At 61.1% G+C, this 17,951-nt stretch carries 19 protein-coding genes; 10 read left to right on the top strand and 9 right to left on the bottom strand.

The annotated features are described in order from the left end of the window. Window positions 1-8: 8 nt before the first annotated feature. The 5 genes from EDC35_RS12810 to EDC35_RS12830 form a co-directional block, all read right to left on the bottom strand. On the bottom strand, window positions 9-629 hold the full coding sequence (locus tag EDC35_RS12810; RefSeq protein WP_132977644.1) for an MlaC/ttg2D family ABC transporter substrate-binding protein: 621 nt from the start codon (window positions 627-629) through the stop codon (window positions 9-11). 396 nt (window positions 630-1,025) lie between these two features. Continuing rightward, window positions 1,026-1,493 carry an outer membrane lipid asymmetry maintenance protein MlaD gene (gene mlaD / locus EDC35_RS12815; protein ID WP_132977645.1) on the bottom strand — a complete coding sequence of 156 codons (468 nt, stop codon included), beginning with the start codon at window positions 1,491-1,493 and terminating at the stop codon, window positions 1,026-1,028. A gap of 4 nt (window positions 1,494-1,497) precedes the next feature. Continuing rightward, the gene (gene mlaE, locus EDC35_RS12820; RefSeq protein WP_132977646.1) at window positions 1,498-2,277 is read right to left on the bottom strand and encodes a lipid asymmetry maintenance ABC transporter permease subunit MlaE; all 780 of its coding nucleotides are present in this window, start codon (window positions 2,275-2,277) and stop codon (window positions 1,498-1,500) included. Beyond that, complete coding sequence (locus EDC35_RS12825) at window positions 2,277-3,185, bottom strand: ABC transporter ATP-binding protein (RefSeq protein WP_132977647.1); 909 nt, start codon at window positions 3,183-3,185, stop codon at window positions 2,277-2,279. The genes mlaE and EDC35_RS12825 overlap by 1 nt, the downstream gene beginning before the upstream one ends. Before the next feature lie 273 nt (window positions 3,186-3,458). Continuing rightward, the gene (locus tag EDC35_RS12830; protein WP_132977648.1) at window positions 3,459-4,769 is read right to left on the bottom strand and encodes a cation:proton antiporter; all 1,311 of its coding nucleotides are present in this window, start codon (window positions 4,767-4,769) and stop codon (window positions 3,459-3,461) included. 384 nt (window positions 4,770-5,153) lie between these two features. On the opposite strand from EDC35_RS12830, the gene EDC35_RS12835 reads away from it, so the two are divergent. Further along, on the top strand, window positions 5,154-5,417 hold the full coding sequence (locus EDC35_RS12835; protein WP_132977649.1) for an AbrB/MazE/SpoVT family DNA-binding domain-containing protein: 264 nt from the start codon (window positions 5,154-5,156) through the stop codon (window positions 5,415-5,417). Further along, complete coding sequence (locus EDC35_RS12840) at window positions 5,404-5,793, top strand: type II toxin-antitoxin system VapC family toxin (RefSeq protein WP_132977650.1); 390 nt, start codon at window positions 5,404-5,406, stop codon at window positions 5,791-5,793. Before EDC35_RS12835 ends, EDC35_RS12840 begins: the two co-directional genes overlap by 14 nt. Before the next feature lie 136 nt (window positions 5,794-5,929). Here EDC35_RS12840 and EDC35_RS12845 read toward each other — a convergent pair whose 3' ends face one another. Further along, window positions 5,930-6,970, bottom strand: a complete 1,041-nt coding sequence (locus EDC35_RS12845; RefSeq protein ID WP_132977651.1) for a hypothetical protein — start codon at window positions 6,968-6,970, stop codon at window positions 5,930-5,932. Between the two features lie 249 nt (window positions 6,971-7,219). Here EDC35_RS12845 and EDC35_RS12850 point away from each other — a divergent pair, with 249 nt between their 5' ends. From EDC35_RS12850 to EDC35_RS12865, 4 genes are all read left to right on the top strand, one after another. After that, complete coding sequence (locus tag EDC35_RS12850; RefSeq protein ID WP_243651641.1) at window positions 7,220-7,381, top strand: phage integrase N-terminal SAM-like domain-containing protein; 162 nt, start codon at window positions 7,220-7,222, stop codon at window positions 7,379-7,381. A gap of 73 nt (window positions 7,382-7,454) precedes the next feature. After that, the gene (gene bchO, locus EDC35_RS12855) at window positions 7,455-8,330 is read left to right on the top strand and encodes an alpha/beta fold hydrolase BchO (protein WP_243651643.1); all 876 of its coding nucleotides are present in this window, start codon (window positions 7,455-7,457) and stop codon (window positions 8,328-8,330) included. 206 nt (window positions 8,331-8,536) lie between these two features. Next, entirely contained in the window at window positions 8,537-10,066 is a 1,530-nt protein-coding gene (locus EDC35_RS12860) for a phytoene desaturase (protein WP_132977654.1), read from the top strand. Then, a complete protein-coding gene (locus EDC35_RS12865) occupies window positions 10,059-11,123 on the top strand; it encodes a phytoene/squalene synthase family protein (protein ID WP_424565296.1) in 1,065 nt (354 codons plus the stop codon). The genes EDC35_RS12860 and EDC35_RS12865 overlap by 8 nt, the downstream gene beginning before the upstream one ends. A gap of 18 nt (window positions 11,124-11,141) precedes the next feature. Here EDC35_RS12865 and EDC35_RS19140 read toward each other — a convergent pair whose 3' ends face one another. The 3 genes from EDC35_RS19140 to crtD form a co-directional block, all read right to left on the bottom strand. Then, window positions 11,142-11,264, bottom strand: coding sequence for a toxin-antitoxin system HicB family antitoxin (locus EDC35_RS19140; RefSeq protein WP_207896212.1), 123 nt, complete (start codon window positions 11,262-11,264; stop codon window positions 11,142-11,144). Window positions 11,265-11,281: 17 nt separating this feature from the next. Further along, window positions 11,282-11,992: a carotenoid 1,2-hydratase gene (locus EDC35_RS12875; RefSeq protein WP_243651645.1), complete on the bottom strand. Its 711-nt coding sequence runs from the start codon at window positions 11,990-11,992 to the stop codon at window positions 11,282-11,284. A gap of 200 nt (window positions 11,993-12,192) precedes the next feature. Further along, a complete protein-coding gene (gene crtD, locus EDC35_RS12880) occupies window positions 12,193-13,689 on the bottom strand; it encodes a 1-hydroxycarotenoid 3,4-desaturase CrtD (protein ID WP_132977656.1) in 1,497 nt (498 codons plus the stop codon). A gap of 117 nt (window positions 13,690-13,806) precedes the next feature. Between crtD and EDC35_RS12885 the strand changes: the two genes are divergently transcribed. From EDC35_RS12885 to EDC35_RS12900, 4 genes are all read left to right on the top strand, one after another. After that, on the top strand, window positions 13,807-14,676 hold the full coding sequence (locus EDC35_RS12885; RefSeq protein WP_132977657.1) for a polyprenyl synthetase family protein: 870 nt from the start codon (window positions 13,807-13,809) through the stop codon (window positions 14,674-14,676). A 58-nt stretch (window positions 14,677-14,734) separates the two neighbouring features. After that, on the top strand, window positions 14,735-15,844 hold the full coding sequence (locus EDC35_RS12890) for a methyltransferase (RefSeq protein ID WP_132977658.1): 1,110 nt from the start codon (window positions 14,735-14,737) through the stop codon (window positions 15,842-15,844). 64 nt (window positions 15,845-15,908) lie between these two features. After that, window positions 15,909-16,991 carry an alcohol dehydrogenase catalytic domain-containing protein gene (locus EDC35_RS12895; RefSeq protein WP_132977659.1) on the top strand — a complete coding sequence of 361 codons (1,083 nt, stop codon included), beginning with the start codon at window positions 15,909-15,911 and terminating at the stop codon, window positions 16,989-16,991. Beyond that, window positions 16,988-17,938 (top strand): chlorophyllide a reductase iron protein subunit X, encoded by a 951-nt coding sequence (locus EDC35_RS12900; RefSeq protein WP_132977660.1) that lies wholly within the window; start codon window positions 16,988-16,990, stop codon window positions 17,936-17,938. Before EDC35_RS12895 ends, EDC35_RS12900 begins: the two co-directional genes overlap by 4 nt. The last annotated feature ends 13 nt before the right edge of the window (window positions 17,939-17,951 follow it).

Raw genomic sequence — 17,951 nt, forward strand, 5'->3', positions numbered from 1 at the left:
CTGCCGGCTCACTCCTGACCCTTTGTGTTCATGTCGGTCAGCTTCGCGATCAGCGCATCGAGTCCGCTCTGACGGATCTCGTTGGCAAAACTGGTGCGATAGTTGCCGACCAGACTGGCGTTGTTGATGACGACATCATAGACCCGCCAACTGCCGCTGCTGTTGTGCATCCGGTAATCGACCGGGATGGGCGCCGCGCCTGATTCGCGCACCTCGGTCGAGACCGTCACGGTGCCGGGTCGGCTGCCGGGCTTGGACGGCAGATAGCGGATCTCCTGCCCGGAATAGCTCAGCAGCGAGCGCGCATAGGTGCGGATCAGCACCTGCTTGAAGCCGTTGACCAGTTGGCGCTGCTGCTCGGGCGATGCCTGCCGCCAGGATTGACCCAGGGCACCCTGAGTGATGCGCTCGAAGTCGAAATGCGGGGCGACGGTCGTTTCGACCATGCCGTAGATCAGGGATGGATTGCGGTCCACCTCGGCGCGCCGCGCCTTCAGCGTAGTCAGCATCTGTTCCGCCGTGCGCTGCACCAGCGCGGTCGCCTCGTCCTGAGCGGCCAGCAGACTGCCGCTCCAGGACAGTGGCAGGAGAACCAGTAACAACAGAAAAAAATTGCGTCGCTCAAGCATTGAACTGCGTCCAGTTGGGATAGGGGTGTTTGTGAGGTGGTTTGACTGCGTCAGCCATCAACCAGCACTGCGGCTGACGCAGTTCAAGTCGTTCATTAAACCGCGTCCAGCGCGATAGGCGTAATTTTCAGTTTGTGTTTGGCTTTGGAGATGTCATCGACTTCAGTGGAGACGCGGTTTAAAATTTTACATTTTTTAATACTTTAAACCGCGCCCGCTCGAACGGTCGTCGATTCTGCCAAGGCCGACTCAATCCTCAAATATCACATGCCGCACCAGGCGCGGTTTAATGATGTTTAAATTTTTTAACATCTTAAATCGCGCCAGCTCCGGCAGTCGTCATTGCTGCCAAGGTTTGTTCAAGCCACAAACATCGCATCGCGCAATGGGCGCGATTTAACCGCTCTCGCCAGCTTTTTTGAACAGGAACTGCCCAATCATCTGTTCGAGAACCAGTGCCGATTGGGTGTGGACGATCTCGTCTCCGTCGCGCAGATAATCCTGACTCCCGCCCGGCTCCAGGCCGATGTACTGCTCGCCGAGCAGGCCGGAGGTGAAGACATTGGCGAAGGTGTCTTCGGGCAGGGTGTCGATGCCGGCATCGATGCGCAGCGTGACCACCGCCTCGTAGGTCGTTTTGTCAAACGACAGGCTTTCGACCCGTCCGACACGCACCCCGGCGACGGTCACTGGTGCCCGTACCTTGATACTGCCCACATTCGCAAACCGTGCGGTGAGCCGATAACCTTCGGCGGTCGAATCCAGGCTCAGATTGCTGATCTGCATGGCCAGAAAAAAGAGTGCGAGGAAGCCCAGCGCCATGAAGGCGCCGACCGTGACCTCAATCGTATGCCGCGTTGCCATGCCGTCAACCTCCGAACATCAGTGCCGTCAAAACGAAATCCACGCCCAGGACCACCAGCGCGGCATGGACCACCGAGCGCGTGGTGGAGCGGCTCACGCCTTCCGAGGTGGGGACCGTGTCGTAGCCCTCGAAGAGCGCGATCCAGGTCACGATGACGCCGAAGACCAGGCTCTTGACGATGCCATCCATCACATCATCGAAATCGACCTTCGCCTGCATCTGGCTCCAGAAGGCGCCCTCATCGACCCCCAGCAGACCCACGCCGACGAAATAACCGCCCAGCACGCCGACCGCGCTGAAGATGGCCGCCAGCAGCGGCATGGCGATCACGCCGCCGTAAAAGCGCGGGGTGAGGATGCGCCGCACCGGATCGACCGCCATCATTTCCAGCCCCGACAACTGCTCGGTGGCCTTCATCAGACCGATCTCGGCGGTCAGGGCCGAGCCCGCACGTCCGGCGACCAGCAGCGCGGTGACGACCGGCCCCAGCTCGCGCACCAGCGAGGTGGCGACCATGACGCCCAGACTCTGCGCCGCGCCGAATTGGGCCAGCACATAGTAGCCCTGGAGTCCGAGCACCATGCCGACGAAAAGCCCCGAGACGCCGACGATCAGCAGCGAAAGCACGCCGATATTGAAGATCTGCGCCGTCAGCAGACGCGGTCGGCGCAGGATCTCGCCGACGCCGAGGACGATGGCGAACAGCAGCAGATGCGCCCGGCCCAGACGCTCCAGCGCGCCCAGTCCGCCGCGTCCGAGACGCGCCAGGGATTCCAGCCGCATCAGCGTCCTCCCCGCGTGCGCAGATCGTCCGCCAGATCGGGCGCCGGGTAATGAAAGTGCATCGGGCCATCCGGCAGACCGTCCATGAACTGGCGCACCTCTTCGGATGGATCGGCGGCGAGTTCGGCGGGCGTGCCGTGGGCGATGACCCGCCCTTCCGAGATCACATAGAGATCATCGGCGATGCTCGCCGTCTCGCGCACGTCATGCGAGACCAGAACGCTGGTCAGACCGGCGGCGTCGTTGAGCTGACGGATGAGCGAGACCAGCATCCCCATCGAAATGGGATCCTGGCCCGCGAAGGGTTCGTCATAGAGGATCATCATGGGATCCAGCGCAATCGCCCGCGCCAGTGCCACCCGCCGCGCCATGCCGCCCGAGAGTTCGTTGGGCATCAGGTCGCGCGCACCGCGCAGACCCACGGCCTCCAGCTTGAGCAGCACCAGTTTGCGCAGCAGCGAGGGACGCAGATCGGTATGTTCGCGCAGCGGATAGGCGACATTCTCGAAGACCGTGAGATCGGTCAGCAGCGCGCCGCTCTGAAAGAGCATTCCCATGCGTCGGCGCAGTCGAAAGAGTCCGCTCTTGTCGAGCCGATGCACGTCCTCGCCATCGACCTCGATCCGCCCGGCATCCGGGCGCAACTGACCCGTGATGAGCTTCAGCAGGGTTGTTTTACCGGTGCCGCTTGGTCCCATCACGGCGGTCACGCTGCCGCGCCGGATATCCAGATCCAGATCGTCGAAGATCACCCGCGAACCGCGCCGGAAGCTCAGACCCCGGATCCGCACCAGCACCTCAGGTTCGTTTGCGACAGACGCAACCGAGCCATCGACCGCCTGGGCCGCTGGCGAGGAAGGATCAACGAGGGGTTCTGATGGCAGTGGATTGCCAGCGTCGCGAACCATTTAGGGCTGTTCCTGACGTTTCGCCCGGCCACGTCGCAGCGTCGCCATCAGGCTGAAGGGAAGCGCGCCATTCTCGCGAGCGGGGAGTGGAACGTCAAGTGAACTCAGCCAGAGGATGACCAAATGAACCGGATGGCTGGTGCAGCAGTGCAGATGCTCCGAGACCGTTCGTTGATCGTTGTCGTTGTCGGCTTGCGAAACTTCGATTACGACAACGGCAACGACAACGATCAGAAACGGCCTCGGGATTTCCAAGGTGCTGCACTGGGGCGCTCAGGATTCAGGCTTCGCGTCTGCAATTTGATCCGGGATGCGACCGGCAAAATCGGCGTGATCGAATTCCAGATCGGCCCGGCGCCCGGTCGCGCGGATGACCGGACCCAGGCTCAGACCCTGCACCAGAATCGAGAAGACCACCACAATGTAGGTCACTGAGACCAGCACATCGCGGACCTCGCCATGCGGCAAGGCCAGGGCCATGGCCACCGAGATCCCGCCGCGCAATCCGCCCCAGGTGAGGATCGCGACGACCCCGGGCGCGTAATGGCGAAACCGGGTCAGCGCCGCGATTGGCAGCCCGGTGCTGATCGCCCGCGCCGCCAGCACCAGCGGGATCGCCAGCAGGCCGGCGGTGAAGATCCCGACAGTCATCGTCAGAATCATCACTTCGAGCCCGATCAGCACGAACAGCACCGCATTCAGGATCTCGTCGATCAGCTCCCAAAAGCTGTCCAGATAGCGCAGGGTCTCGTCCGAGATGATATGGTCGCGCGCCAGATTACCGATCAACAGACCGGCGACGACCACGGTGATCGGCGCGGAGACATGCCAGTGTTCCGCAACCGCGTAGGCGCCGCTCGCCACCGCCAGGGTGATCAGCACCTCGACCTGATAATGATCGATGCTGCGCATCATCAGATAGGCGAGGCCGCCGCTGAACAGGCCCAGCGCCAGACCGCCGACGGCCTCCTGCAGGAAGATGGTCAGGAACAGACCGGGATGCATCGCCTTGTCGCCGATGGCGATATCCAGCAGCACCAGGAACAGCACGACGGCCACGCCGTCGTTGAACAGCGACTCACCGGTGATTTTGGTTTCCAGGCTCTTCGGCGCCTGGGCCTGTTTGAGAATACTGAGCACCGCAATCGGGTCCGTCGGCGAGATCAGCGCGCCGAACAGCAGACAGTAGATCAGCGGGACATCGAGCCCGATGAAGAAAAAAATCAGCCAGGCGCCAGCCGCGACGATGAGGGTCGAGATCAGCACACCCGCGCTTGCCAGCAGCGCGATGACCCACTTATGGCGGGCCAGATCGGAAAGTCTGACGTGCAGCGCACCGGCAAAGAGCAGAAAGCTCAACATGCCGTGCAATAAGGTCTCATCGAACTCGATGCTGGCGAGCATCCGTTTGGCGTCCTGCTCCAGCCACTCGGTGCCGGGGATCGGCAGCAGCAGCGCCAGCGACATCAGGAGCGCGATCAGCATCAGGCCGATCACCGTGGGCAGTTTCAGGAAGCGATGGTTGAACCAACTGAAAAGGGCGGACAGCGTGATCAGGGCGGCGACGATATCGAAGATTCTCATGGCGGCTGTGCTCCAGATGTGGGCGTTCATCTTATCCGATTGCTGGCGGCAAAGCGGATGAGAAGCGAGCGCCTCGCAGCCAGGGGCGCCATGCCGTGACACATCCGATTGAGCGGAGGGCAGTCACCGTTCAAGAACAAATTGAGCAATTCAATGCGTGTGTCGGCTGTAATCGTTGTCGTAATCGCAAATTTGGGATCGGATGGCTTCGACAACGACAACGACAACGACAACGACAACGACAACGACAACGGAGCTACGGGGAAGAGTCAGGAATAATGTTCATCTTTTTTGACTTGTCCCATTAGGGGGCGCCCGCTCAGTTTGACAGGCCGTCCAGGCAGATATAGTCTTACTTTGATCTTACTTGATTGGGCTTGCCCTATGGAAACCACCAAACTCTCCAGCAAAGGCCAGGTGATCATACCCAAGGCGTTTCGAAGCACTCATCACTGGGAGCCTGGTCTTGAGCTCATGGTCATTGATACCGGTGAGGGTCTCCTGCTGAAACCGAAAGCCCCGTTTCCCCCTGCCGAACTTGCAGACGTTTTCGGCATGTTCAGCGGCAAGGTTGCCCCAAAGACCGACGAGGAGATCAGGGCGGCCCTGACCAGAGATATTCGGGAGCAGTGGCGTGATCGCAATTGATACCAATGTATTGGTGCGGCTGCTCGTGAGTGACAACCATGCACAGAGCAAGGCCAGCCACATGCTCTTTGCTGCCGAGGACATCTTTATCCCTGACACAGTGCTTCTTGAGACCGAATGGGTGCTGCGAGCCGCCTTCGAGCTGAGTCCGGCAGATATTTGTACGGCCTTGCGGCGAGTATGCGGCCTATCCAATGTAACGGTCAGTGACGGTCAACGTGTTGCCCAGGTCATTGACTGGCATGAAATGGGTTTTGACTTTGCTGATGCTTTCCATCTTGCGCTTGGTAAAGAAAAGAACTCGCTCAAGACATTTGACGTCGACTTCATCAAGAAAGCAAAAAAGTATACCGATCTGCGAGTGGAGCAGCCCTGACGTCAGGCTAACCCGGCGCATACTGCGCCTTATATCCGCTTCAAAGACCACGCTCTAGCTCGGCGGCGCAGTATGCGCTCGGGTTTAGCCATTTGTTATGGTCGTAGGTTGGGATGAGCGAGAGCGAATCCCAACATCACACCTGAGAATTGTTGTGGTTATTAAATTCGCACCAATCTATACTGGCCAATCGGAAATGTTCTCTTATCAAATTAAAGTATATAAACAGAAAAGCCGAAAAATCATATAATTTCAGTATATTTGACTGCCTTTGTTGCAGGATTTGTAACGTATATATCTCCATCGCAAAAAGTAAAAAAATGCCAGAATTTTTATTTTCTATTGCAAGCCCATCGTTAGTTAGCACCACAGAGAACCTAAGTACGTTATATTCAATACCAGTTGTTTTTTTTATGTATGCTGATAAGTGGTGTAAGATATCTTTGATCCTTCTTTCTGCGCGCTCAATGTCTTTCATTGCGCCAATAATCACCATCTCGTTATCTGCGTCAGTGTTTGCCATCGTCAGAGACCCTGGAAGAAAAAATACGACCCCATCTTCTGGAGAGAATGGAATATTGATGCCATGCTTGATCATTTTTGTGAATTCTGTATCGGTTATATCTCTGCAAGACACCCCCATTCTTTTTATTCTGTAAGGCTCTAGAAGGTGAGGCCAGTTTTTGTGTATTATATTAAGTAGCTTCCTGTTTAAAAAGCCAGTCTCGATATCGTGCGAAAGAATGTCTACTAAATAAGCGCGATCTTTATCAAATTTCGCGAAAAGGATGCTTTTTGTTCCTTTAATTAAGCCTTTTCTTTTTCCTTTGTTTTCCACTTTATCTCCAAGGTGAAGATGATGAAGCCCGAACACAGTGAGCGTTAAGTCCGTATGATTGAGCTCGCCCTGTCTGTTGCTAAGGTATATATTTACATCTTGGCCGCGTGCTATCCTGTAAATGATATTTTGTATTACATCCCTTTTTTCATATTTAAATAGGTTGTGCTCATGCAATTCATTTGATATAAATACTTCTCTTTTGTCAGTAGATATGCTCTTCTTCTTGGCATTTAAAAACTGCCTAAGAAGTGTGCGGCAGTCATTTGAGCTGCTATTAAGTATGCATTTCAATTCATTAATCAGGGTTGTTTCGAGATCACAAATAACAATAGCCATGATGCAAGAGATATAGCGTTAATGCCTAGCTACAATTCGACCTCAAAAATGACGCCGAATCCTGCTTGTTTGCACCTCAAATGTGAGGTATGAGTTTTTTACCACTCCTGGTGCGCACTGTAAATTTTATTTTTGGCTTTTTTGTCAATGATTTACGTTCATGTTCCCAGTTTGGCTTCCATTTTAGACGGCGTTTCGGTTTCCGAATAAAAGCCTCATTTACTCGATCAGGTGCGTGACCGGCTGCGGGTGAAGCACTATTTCTTGCGGACTAAACAGGCGTCTGTCGATTGGATCAATCGCTTCATTCTGTTTCACGCCAAACGCCATCCGGCAGGCATGGGTGCGCCAGAGATTGAAGTCATTCTGACGCATCCGGCGGTTGATCAAAAGGTGTCTGCTGCGATATAGAATCATGTGCTCAATCGCGGCGTCCGCAGTCCGCTGGATGTCTAAACTCTCAGGTTCTTGAGTCATGAATCGAATGGATCACCCCAAGTGGGAAACAGATGGTCGCGACTGGCCGAATTGCGAATTCAGCGATTTCGTGTCGGCGGGCGGTTTGCGCTGGCATGTGCAGCGGATGGGGCAGGGGCCGGTGTTGCTGCTGCTGCATGGCACCGGAGCGGCGACGCATTCCTGGCGCGATCTGGCGCCGCTGCTGGCCGACCATTTCACCGTGGTCGCGCCGGATCTGCCGGGGCATGGCTTTACCACGGCGCCGCCTTTCGAGCGCATGTCGCTGCCGGGTATGGCGGCGGCGGTCGGGGATCTGATCGAGGCGCTGGGGGTGAGGCCGGAGCTGGCGCTCGGGCATTCGGCGGGGGCGGCGATCCTGATCCGGCTCTGTCTGGACGGGCGGATCGCGCCACGCGGTCTCATCAGCCTGAACGGGGCGCTGCTGCCCTGGCGCGGGCTGCCGGGTCATGTCTTTTCGCCAGCGGCCAAGGTGATGGCGAAGAGTGAATTGATGTCGCGGATCTTTGCCTGGCAGGCGGGCAATCGGCGGGGCGTGGCGCGTCTGGTGGCGAATACCGGGTCGCGTCTGGAGCCGTCCGGGCATGAGTTCTATCGGCGTCTGGTGCGCAGTCCGGGGCATGTGCGTGCGGCGCTGTCGATGATGGCGAACTGGGATCTCAATCTGATCGAACAGGCGTTGCCGGAGTTGCAAACGCCTTTATATCTGGTGGTGGCGGAGGGCGATCAGACCGTCTCGCCGCGTGAGGCGCGGCGGGTGTGCGAGCGTCTGCCAAGCGCGGAGTTGACGACGCTGCCGGGGCTCGGGCATCTGGCGCATGAGGAGCGGCCTGCTGATGTTGCCGCAATCGTGCAGGGGGTTGCCGCGCGGGCACTCATCTGAGCAGTGTGTCTCTGACAGGATTAACAGGGTTTTTAAAGCGTTGTTTTAAATCCTGTTAATCCTGGCTGAATTCAAATCCGCTCATGCTGTGATGTTGAGGCGCTACCGCTGAATGTCTGGGGTTTCTGGATGACGCGAAAGAGTGACAACGCCCGGATCTTGCTATACTGTCAACCAGTCTTGACAATGAATTGGGTAATGCAGACTTGACACTCGCGGCTTCCCACCTTTCTGAAACGAATTCCGGTCAAACCAAACCGCACGCGGTCATCATCGGTAGCGGCTTTGGCGGTCTGGCGGCGGCGGTGCGGCTGGCGGCGCGCGGCTATCGGGTGACGATTCTCGAACGTCTCGATGCGCCCGGCGGGCGCGCCTATGTTCACGAGCGCGACGGCTTCCGCTTCGATGCCGGCCCGACCATCATCACCGCGCCCTTCCTGCTCGAAGAACTCTGGGAACTGTGCGGTCGCCGGTTCAGCGATGACGTGGAACTCAGGCTGATGGATCCCTTCTACCGGATCCGCTTCGACGACGGCAAGATCTTCGATTACAGCGGCGACGCCGAGAAGGTGAAGGCGCAGATCAGGCAGTTCTCGCCCGCCGACGCCGAGGGCTATGACCGCTTCATGGCCATGAGTGAACAGGTCTTCAAGATCGGTTTCGAGGATCTGGGGCATGTGCCCTTTACCTCCTGGGCCGACATGGCGCGCATCGTTCCCGACATGGTGCGGTTGCAGAGTTACCGCAGTGTCTACAATCTGGTGTCCAAATACATCAAGGATCCCTACATCCGGCAGGTGCTCTCTTTTCATCCGCTGCTGGTCGGCGGCAATCCCTTCACCGTCACCTGCATCTATACCCTCATCTCCTTCCTGGAGCGCAAGTGGGGCGTGCATTCGGCGATGGGCGGCACCGGTGCGGTGGTCAAGGGTCTGGTGAGTCTGGTCGAAGGGCAGGGGAGCCTGATCCGCTACAAGACCGAGGTCGAACGTATCCTGGTCAGGGGCCGCAAGGCGGTCGGCGTGCGCCTGACGACCGGCGAGGAGATTCCTGCTCAGATTGTCATCTCCAATGCCGATGCGGCGACGACTTATCACAAGCTGCTGCCCGATGTCGAACGGCGGCGCTGGACGGATCGCAAGCTCGACCGCGCGGCCTATTCCAACGGGCTGTTCGTCTGGTACTTCGGCACCAAACGCCAGTATCCGGACGTGAAGCACCACACCATTCTGCTCGGCCCGCGTTACAAAGAGCTGATTCAGGACATCTTCAAGCACAAGCGGCTGGCCGACGATTTCAGTCTCTATCTCTATCGTCCGACGGCGACCGATCCGAGTCTGGCCCCCGAAGGCTGCGATACCTTCTATGCCCTGTCGCCGGTGCCCAATCTCGATGGAGACACGGATTGGGCGAGCATGGCTGAGACTTATCGCGCCAAAGTCGCACGCTATCTGAGCGATTCGATTCTGCCGGGGCTGGAAGATCAGATTGCGACCTCGCTGGTCGCCACGCCCCAGGATTTCAATGACCGGCTCCTGTCCCACAAGGGTGCCGGCTTCAGTCTTGAGCCCACCCTGATGCAGAGTGCGTGGTTCCGCCCGCACAATCTGAGCGAAGAGGTGGATGGTCTTTATCTGGTTGGTGCGGGGACGCATCCGGGGGCAGGCGTGCCCGGTGTCATTTCCTCCGCCCGTGTCCTCGATACGGTGGTGCCTGATGCTTCAAGCCATGTCTAATCCAATGCATTCCTCGACCGCTCAGGCCGCGGCGGATATTGCCGCCTGTCGCGACCTGCTGCGCTGCGGCTCGCGTTCCTTCTATGCCGCATCCTTTCTGCTGCCGCAGCGTTTCCGCGATCCGGCGATTGCGCTTTATGCCTTCTGCCGCATCGCCGACGACGCCATCGATTGCGTCGAAGGCGATCCGGTCGCACAGGCGGCGGCGCTGGCCATGCTCTATGACCGGCTCGACCGCATCTATGACGGCTGCCCCATCGACGATCCGGCCGACCGTGCGCTGGCCGATGTCGTGGTGCGCTTTGCCATGCCCAAGCGTCTGCTGACGGCGCTGCTGGAAGGGTTCGAGTGGGATGCCGAAGGGCGCCGTTACGAGGATCTGTCCGGTATTTACGACTATTCGGCGCGGGTCGCCGGCACGGTCGGCGCCATGATGGCGACCCTGATGGGCGCGCGTTCCGAGGAACTGGTCGCCCGCGCCTGCGATCTGGGCGTGGCCATGCAGCTCACCAACATCTGCCGCGATGTGGGCGAGGACGCGCGCAACGGACGGCTCTATCTGCCGCGCGCCTGGATGCGTGAGGTCGGGATCGAGCCGGACGAATGGCTCAAGGAGCCCGTCTTCAACGAGGCGCTGGCCTCCGTCATCCAGCGTCTGCTGGACGCAGCGGATGCGCTGTATCAGCGTTCGGATGCCGGTATCGCCGCGCTGCCGATGGGCTGCCGGGCGGGCATTAACGCCGCGCGTTATCTCTATTCCGAGATCGGGCGTCAGGTCGAGCGTCAGGGTCTGGATTCCATCAGTCGGCGCGCCGTGGTGCCGCCACAGCGCAAGCTGCAGCTGCTGGCGCCGATTCTGGGCAAGGCGGTCCTGTCGCCGCGCTATGTGCCTGCACCGCCGCTGGAAGAGACCCGCTTTCTGGTCGATGCCGTGGTTGCTGCGACCCCGCCGCAGTCGGTTGCGAAACAGGCGGCCGGTGTCAGTGATCGCGTGGTCTGGGTTGCCGAACTCTTCGGACAGCTTGAGGAACGCCAGCGCGTATTGAGCATGCGCTGAGCCTTCATTGCGCGCCCGTCATGGGCGCGCTTGATTTGACTCCAGGGTGGCGTGTCTGATGGCTTCGGTTGCCCATTGATTCAGGGTTTGGCCGTGGGCTGCTGCGGCAATCACGGCGGCCTCATGTTGAAAACTACGCATATCGCACTGGACGCGGTTTAACGCCGACGCGGCATCCGAAACGGCAGCAGCGTCTGCACCCAGCCGGAGCGGAAGCGGTCAAGACAGAGACTTTCGTGAACGGATGTCGCCGACTCGCCAAGCAGGCGGGTTTCCACCACTGAGCGTGCGTAAAAGGGCGTGTCTTCCAGGGTGTCGATGACCTTGGCCGACTGCCCGGTTTCGCTTTGGGTGCCGCGCGCGATGCGCCAGATGTCGGTCGTGGGCAGTGGCACTCGTGGTGGCGGGTCGAATGGCTCGACCTCGCCCCGGTGATCGACCCGCAGCGCCAGCTCCGCCGCCTGTCCTTCACGAGCCGTCACGTCATAGAGGATCGCCGCCCCCTGGCGCAGCTCGGCGCGCGACCAGTCCCAGCGCTTGAACGCCTTCTCCAGCGGTTCGCTGCCCCGGTTGGAATCCAGATAGCCGGCCCCGCTCCAGCGCAGATCGGGATGCCGGAAATTGACCTCGACCCGCGCGACCGGCGCGATCGGCCACCAGCGATGATTCCCGGCCGGATCCAGCGGAAAATCAAGCGCGTTGATGGCCTCGGGATAGACCCGCACCTGTCCGCGCAGACGCGAGGGGATCGGCGCGCTGATCTCATCAATGTCGATGACCAGCGCATCGTCTTCCCAATGAACATGGCTGGGACCAATGGTCAGATGGTCGCGATCACGTTGCAGGGCGTCCCGTCCGCGCTCGGTCATGGCCCAGCGTTTGCCCCGACGGCCATAGAGTGCGACATTGAGCGCGCAGTGATCGAGCGGATCGGCATTGCCGCGTCGGCGCGACCAGGCGTAATAAGGCGAGAAGACGCTGCCGAGCAGGGCGATCAGGGTCAGCCCGTGCTGACCGTCGTCACTGAGCGCATCGACATACCACCAGAGATAACCGTCCTGCTCGACCTTCAGGTCGAAGCGAGGTCCGCGAGCAGGCTCGCCGCCGCCAGGCGTCCCGACATCGCCGCCATCGGCACGCCCGCGCCCGGATGGGTGGCTCCCCCCGCCAGATAGAGCCCTGGAATCCGCGTGCGCGAGGCCGGTCGATTGAAGGACGCCTTCCAGCCGTGGGTGGCCTGACCATAGAGCGCCCCGCCCGTGGCCGGAAAGAGCCGGTCGAACATCGCGGGTGTCGTGACCAGGCTGTGCTCGGGGTTTCTCGTGACCTTCAGGCCACAGCGTTCCAGGAGCGAGAAGACCCGCTGTTCGCATTGTTCGATCTCCGCTGCATCGAATGGATGGGTGTCACCCCTGGCCGGGGCGTTCAACAGACAGAACAGCCGCTCCGCCCCGAGCGATGCCGTCTGATTGCGTTCATCGCGATCCAGCGCGCAAATATAGACGGTGCCTTCCCGAGGCAGGCGGGCGTGGCGGAAGATATCGTCGAACTCGGCGGCATAGTCGCGTGCGAAAAAGATATTGTGCCGCAACAGCGGAAAACCATGGGTCTCAGCCACCAGATTCCAGGTCATGGCCGAGAGTGAGCGATCCTTCGGGGAAACACGCGCGACCGATTTCGTCGCGCCTTTGCCGAAATGGCCGCTCGACAGGGCGGACGGGTCGCCATTGACGATCACGGCATCGGCCCGGATGGATTCGCCATTGGCGAGCCGCACGCCGGCTGCCCGTCCGTATTCGATCAGAATCTCGGTGACATCCATGTTGTATTCGATGCCGACCCCGTTCGCCTGGGCCAGCCGCGCCAGCGCCACGGCGGTCTGGTGCATGCCGCCTTCCACCAGCCACACGCCCTGCCGTTCGACATGAGCGATCAGCATCAGGGTGGCGGGAGCCTGGAAAGGCGAGGAGCCGCAGTAGGTGGAATAGCGCCCGAACAACTGGCGCAGCCGCTGATCCTTGAAATGCTCGCCCAGTGACTGCCACAGGCTGTCGTAGGGCTTGATGTCGCGCAGACCGCCGAATCCGCGCACCCCGCAGCGACCGATCAGGCCCAGCAGGCTCGGCTGCGTGGAGCGGATGAAGGTCTCGTCCAGGGTTTCATAGATCGCCCGGGCCTGCTCACAAAAGGATTGGTAGCCCCTGGCAGCTGCCGCACCGGCGAAGTCGCCGATAGCCGCGACCGTGCGCGCCTGATCGGCGAACAGATCCAGCCGTTCATGCTCGCTCCAGGCATGGCGTGCTATGATCTCCGCCGGTCGAAGCTGGAGATAATCGTCGAGTCTGGCGCCGGCTTCGGCGAAGATGTCGTCGAAGATCCAGCGCATGGTGAAGACAGTGGGACCGGCATCGAGTCGATGCTCGCCGATCCGCACCTCGCGCATCTTCCCGCCCGGTGTTCCGGCGCGCTCGAAGAGTCTGACCTGGACGCCGCGACTGGCCAGTTGAATGGCACTGACCAGTCCGCCGATGCCGGCACCGACAACAATCGCTTTTTCCGTGGGCATCAGGGTACAGTCTCCCTCGATTCGCATTGACGCATCGGATATTGATGTCTATTGTACATGACACGGTCAAGTGTCAACTAATCCTTACATATGAGTGCAGTTAGCGGGGGATCATCAATGGATGCCACAACAAGAATCGAGCGGGCGCTGACCGCTGCCATAGACGCTGTGGCCCTCCCCGGCTGTCCTCCCCGTCTGATCGAGGCGGTTCGTCACTCCGTCTTCCCCAGTGGTGCGCGGGTGCGTCCCCGGCTCTGTCTTGCCGTCGCAGCGGCTTGCGGCAGCAAGGATTATGCGGCAGCCGACGCCGTCGCGGCGTCCATCGAACTGCTGCATTGTGCCTCATTGGTGCATGATGATCTGCCCTGTTTCGACGATTCTCCGCTGCGCCGTGGCGTGCCCTCGGTGCATCGCGCCTTTGGCGAGCCGCTGGCCGTGCTGGCGGGCGATGCGCTCATCATCCTTGCCTTCGAGCATCTGGCACGCAGTCTGGCCGATACCCCGGAGCGTCTGGGACCGCTGCTGCTGACGGTCAGCCGCTCGGTTGGCATGCCCTTTGGTATCACCGCCGGCCAGGCCTGGGAGTGCGAGTCGCAGGTCAAGGTCGAGGATTATCACCGCGCCAAGACCGGTTCGCTCTTCACTGCCGCAACCGCCGCTGGCGCCCTGGTGGCCGGTGCCGATGCCGCCGCCTGGAGCGTCGTCGGCGACAAAATCGGCGAGGCCTATCAGGTCGCGGACGATCTGCGTGACGTGGCTGCCAGCGCCCAGGAGCTTGGCAAGCCGGTCGGTCGTGATGCCGTGCTCAATCGTCCCAGTGCGGCGGGCGAACTCGGCATTGAGGGCGCCATCGCCCGGCTGCGCGGTCTGGTGACGGGCGCGATCGATGCGATTCCGGCCTGTCCGGGGCGTGATCAGTTCGCCGAGGTGCTGATGGCCGAATCGCATCGCATCATGCCCAAAAATCTCGCCCAGCATGCGGCTTGATCCACGCGGATTGATTGCCTGTCGCGGTGTCGCGGATCCGGTCTAGGTGGCGCTGTCCATGTGGGTTCCCAATCGCTTGCTGGATCTGCGCAATCGTGTGTTTGCAAATCCCGCTTTTCAACGCTGGGCCGCGACCTTTCCCCTGACGCGCCTCATCGCCCAGCGCCGGGCGCGTCAACTCTTCGATATCGTTGCCGGTTTTGTCTATTCGCAGGTGCTGTTCGCCTGTGTGCGTTTGCGCCTGCTGGACCATCTGGCCGAAGGGCCGCTGACCCTTGACCAACTGGCGCGGCGGCTCGATCTGCCGCCGGATGGCGCGCGCCGCCTGCTGCGCGCCGCCGTGAGCCTGCGGCTGGTCGCCGTGCGCGGCCGGGATCGCTATGCACTGGATGAGCTTGGCGCGGCCATGATGGGCAATCCCGGCATCGCGGCGATGGTCGAGCATCACGCGATGGCCTATGTGGATCTGCAGGATCCCGTCGCGCTGCTGCGTGGCGAGGCACAGGGGCAGGCGCTCAAGGATTATTGGGCCTATGTCGGTGCCGACGTGCCTGCGTCCGCAGCGGGCCATGCGGTCGATGGCTATACCGCGCTGATGGCCGACTCGCAGCATCTGATCGCTGGCGATGTGCTGGATGCCTGTTCGCTCAAGGACCATCGCTGTCTGCTCGATGTCGGCGGTGGCGACGGTTCCTTTCTGGTCGCGGCGGCCAAACGCTGGCCGCATCTGCGCGTCATCCTCTTCGATCTGCCGGCGGTCGCCGAGCGCGCCCGCGCACGTTTCGCCCGCGAAGGGCTGGCCGAGCGTGCCACGGCGATTGGTGGCGACATGCTGCGCGACCCCCTGCCGCAGGGGGCGGATATCGTCTCGCTGGTGCGGGTGCTGCACGATCATGACGATGAGGTGGCGCAGCGCATCATCCAGGCGGCAGGTCGTGCGCTCGCTCCGGGCGGCACCCTGCTCGTCACCGAACCCATGTCCGGCACGCGCGGCGCCGAGCCGATCGGCGACGCCTACTTTGGCTTCTATCTGCTGGCGATGGGCAGCGGACGCCCGCGCACCCCGCGCGAACTCAAGACCATGCTGCGGGCGGCTGACTTTGATCGGGTGCGTCTGGTGCCGACCTGTCGGCCCATGCTGACCCGGCTGATGCTGGCGCGAAAATAAGTGACTGACGCGCAACTTTGGCTAAACTGTCGGATCTTTCAGATTCAACTGTCCGAGTCATGCCTTGAACTCCGATACACCGACTCTCGAAGCACTCGCCGTCGTTCTCGAACAACCTGAACGTCTTTCTCTCCAGCGGCTTCCGCTCACCCCGCCCGAGGCCGGCGATGTCATCGTCGATATGGAATGGAGCGGGATCAGCACCGGCACCGAACGTCTGTTGTGGTCGGGCACCATGCCGCCTTTTCCCGGCATGGGCTATCCGCTGGTGCCCGGTTACGAATCCGTCGGGCGCGTGACTTATGCCGGCCCTGAATCGGGTCTTGAGGTCGGTCAGCGCGTCTTCGTGCCCGGCGCGCGCTGTTATGGCGAGGTGCGCGGGCTCTTCGGTGGTGCGTCCTCGCGTGTCGTCGCGCCGGGTGCGCGGCTGCTGCCGGTGCCCGAGTCGCTTGGCGAGCGGGGCGTGCTGCTGGCGCTGGCTGCCACCGCCTATCATGCCATCGCAACGCCCTCAGCCAGCGTGTCGGCCCACGCCGCCCTGCGCGCCGAGTCGTCGGCGAGCGCCACAGCCGCCGGTGTATCAGCGAGTTCCGTCGCGACGGCCGGCACAAGCACCGCGCCCGCCCCAGCGCCCCATGTCGAGCTGATCGCCGGTCACGGCGTGCTCGGGCGGCTGCTGGCACGCATCGCCGCGCTGGGGGAGGGCACCCGTCCGGTGGTCTGGGAGACCAACCCCGTGCGTCACAGCGGCGCCGAAGGCTTCGGCTACGACGTGATGCAGCCCGACGACGACCCGCGCCGCGACTATCGCACCATCTGCGACATGAGCGGGGACGCCAGAATCCTCGACAGCCTGGTCGCGCGTCTGGCGCGCGGCGGCGAGATCGTGCTCGGCGGCTTCTATCACGAGCCGGTCAGCTTCACCTTCCCGCCGGCCTTCATGCGTGAGGCCCGTTTCCGTATCGCCGCCGAGTTCCAGCCGTCCGATCTGGCGGCGGTGCGTGACCTGCTCGACGCGGGCCGGCTCTCGCTCGACGGGCTCATCACCCATTGCGTCCCCGCGACCGAGGCGGATTCCGCCTATCGCACCGCCTTCGGTGATCCGAGCTGCCTGAAGATGATCCTCGATTGGAGAACCATTGCGTGACTGTATCCGTCAATATCCCCGCACCCAGCGCACCCTCGGTCAAGCAGACCCAGATCATCGCCATCTATGGCAAGGGCGGCATCGGCAAGAGCTTCACCCTCGCCAATCTGTCCTACATGATGGCGCAGCAGGGCAAGAAGGTGCTCCTGATCGGCTGCGATCCCAAGAGCGACACCGCGACCCTGCTCTTTGGCGGGCGCAACTGTCCGACCATCCTCGGCGTCTCCAGCGAGAAGAAGAAGGCCGGTGATTCGGTCGCCATCGGCGACATCTGTTTCAAACGCGACGGCGTCTTTGCCATGGAACTCGGCGGCCCTGAGGTCGGGCGCGGCTGCGGCGGGCGCGGCATCATCCACGGTTTCGAGCTGCTCGAAGGTCTGGGCTTCCATGAATGGGATTTCGATTACGTCCTGCTCGACTTCCTGGGCGACGTGGTCTGTGGCGGCTTTGGTCTGCCGATCGCCCGCGATCTGTGCCAGAAGGTCATCATCGTCGGCTCGAACGACCTCCAGTCGCTCTATGTCGCCAACAATGTCTGTTCGGCGGTCGAATACTTCCGGGGTCTGGGCGGCAATGTCGGCGTCGCCGGCATGGTGATCAACAAGGACGACGGCACCGGCGAGGCGCAGGCCTTCGCCACGGCTGCCGGGATTCCGATCCTCGCCACTATCCCGGCGCATGAGGAGATCCGGCGCAAGAGCGCCAATTACGAGATCATCGGGCACCCCGACGGTCCCTGGGGTCCGCTGTTCGAGTCCCTGGCAGCCAACGTCGCCGAAGCCCCGCCAGTGCGCCCCAAGCCGCTGGCGCACGAGGCACTGCTCGATCTCTTCAAGGGCGATGCTGTCGGACGCCATGTGGTGCTGGAACCGGCGACCCTGGCCGATATGTGCGACGCCTCGGCCATTGCCAAGCCGTCGCTCGAAGTCGTTTACGACGATGTCTGAGCGCCGGGAGGAA

The organism is Thiobaca trueperi (assembly GCF_004342175.1).
Lineage (GTDB): Bacteria > Pseudomonadota > Gammaproteobacteria > Chromatiales > Chromatiaceae > Thiobaca > Thiobaca trueperi.

Coding starts and splice junctions, on each gene's coding strand:
- EDC35_RS12810 (WP_132977644.1), bottom strand. CDS start 629: ATGCTTGAGCGACGCAATTTTTTTCTGTTGTTACTGGTTCTCCTGCCA.
- mlaD (WP_132977645.1), bottom strand. CDS start 1,493: ATGGCAACGCGGCATACGATTGAGGTCACGGTCGGCGCCTTCATGGCG.
- mlaE (WP_132977646.1), bottom strand. CDS start 2,277: ATGCGGCTGGAATCCCTGGCGCGTCTCGGACGCGGCGGACTGGGCGCG.
- EDC35_RS12825 (WP_132977647.1), bottom strand. CDS start 3,185: ATGGTTCGCGACGCTGGCAATCCACTGCCATCAGAACCCCTCGTTGAT.
- EDC35_RS12830 (WP_132977648.1), bottom strand. CDS start 4,769: ATGAGAATCTTCGATATCGTCGCCGCCCTGATCACGCTGTCCGCCCTT.
- EDC35_RS12835 (WP_132977649.1), top strand. CDS start 5,154: ATGGAAACCACCAAACTCTCCAGCAAAGGCCAGGTGATCATACCCAAG.
- EDC35_RS12845 (WP_132977651.1), bottom strand. CDS start 6,970: ATGGCTATTGTTATTTGTGATCTCGAAACAACCCTGATTAATGAATTG.
- bchO (WP_243651643.1), top strand. CDS start 7,455: ATGGATCACCCCAAGTGGGAAACAGATGGTCGCGACTGGCCGAATTGC.
- EDC35_RS12865 (WP_424565296.1), top strand. CDS start 10,059: ATGTCTAATCCAATGCATTCCTCGACCGCTCAGGCCGCGGCGGATATT.
- EDC35_RS19140 (WP_207896212.1), bottom strand. CDS start 11,264: ATGCGTAGTTTTCAACATGAGGCCGCCGTGATTGCCGCAGCAGCCCAC.
- EDC35_RS12875 (WP_243651645.1), bottom strand. CDS start 11,992: ATGACCGAGCGCGGACGGGACGCCCTGCAACGTGATCGCGACCATCTG.
- crtD (WP_132977656.1), bottom strand. CDS start 13,689: ATGCCCACGGAAAAAGCGATTGTTGTCGGTGCCGGCATCGGCGGACTG.
- EDC35_RS12885 (WP_132977657.1), top strand. CDS start 13,807: ATGGATGCCACAACAAGAATCGAGCGGGCGCTGACCGCTGCCATAGAC.
- EDC35_RS12890 (WP_132977658.1), top strand. CDS start 14,735: ATGTGGGTTCCCAATCGCTTGCTGGATCTGCGCAATCGTGTGTTTGCA.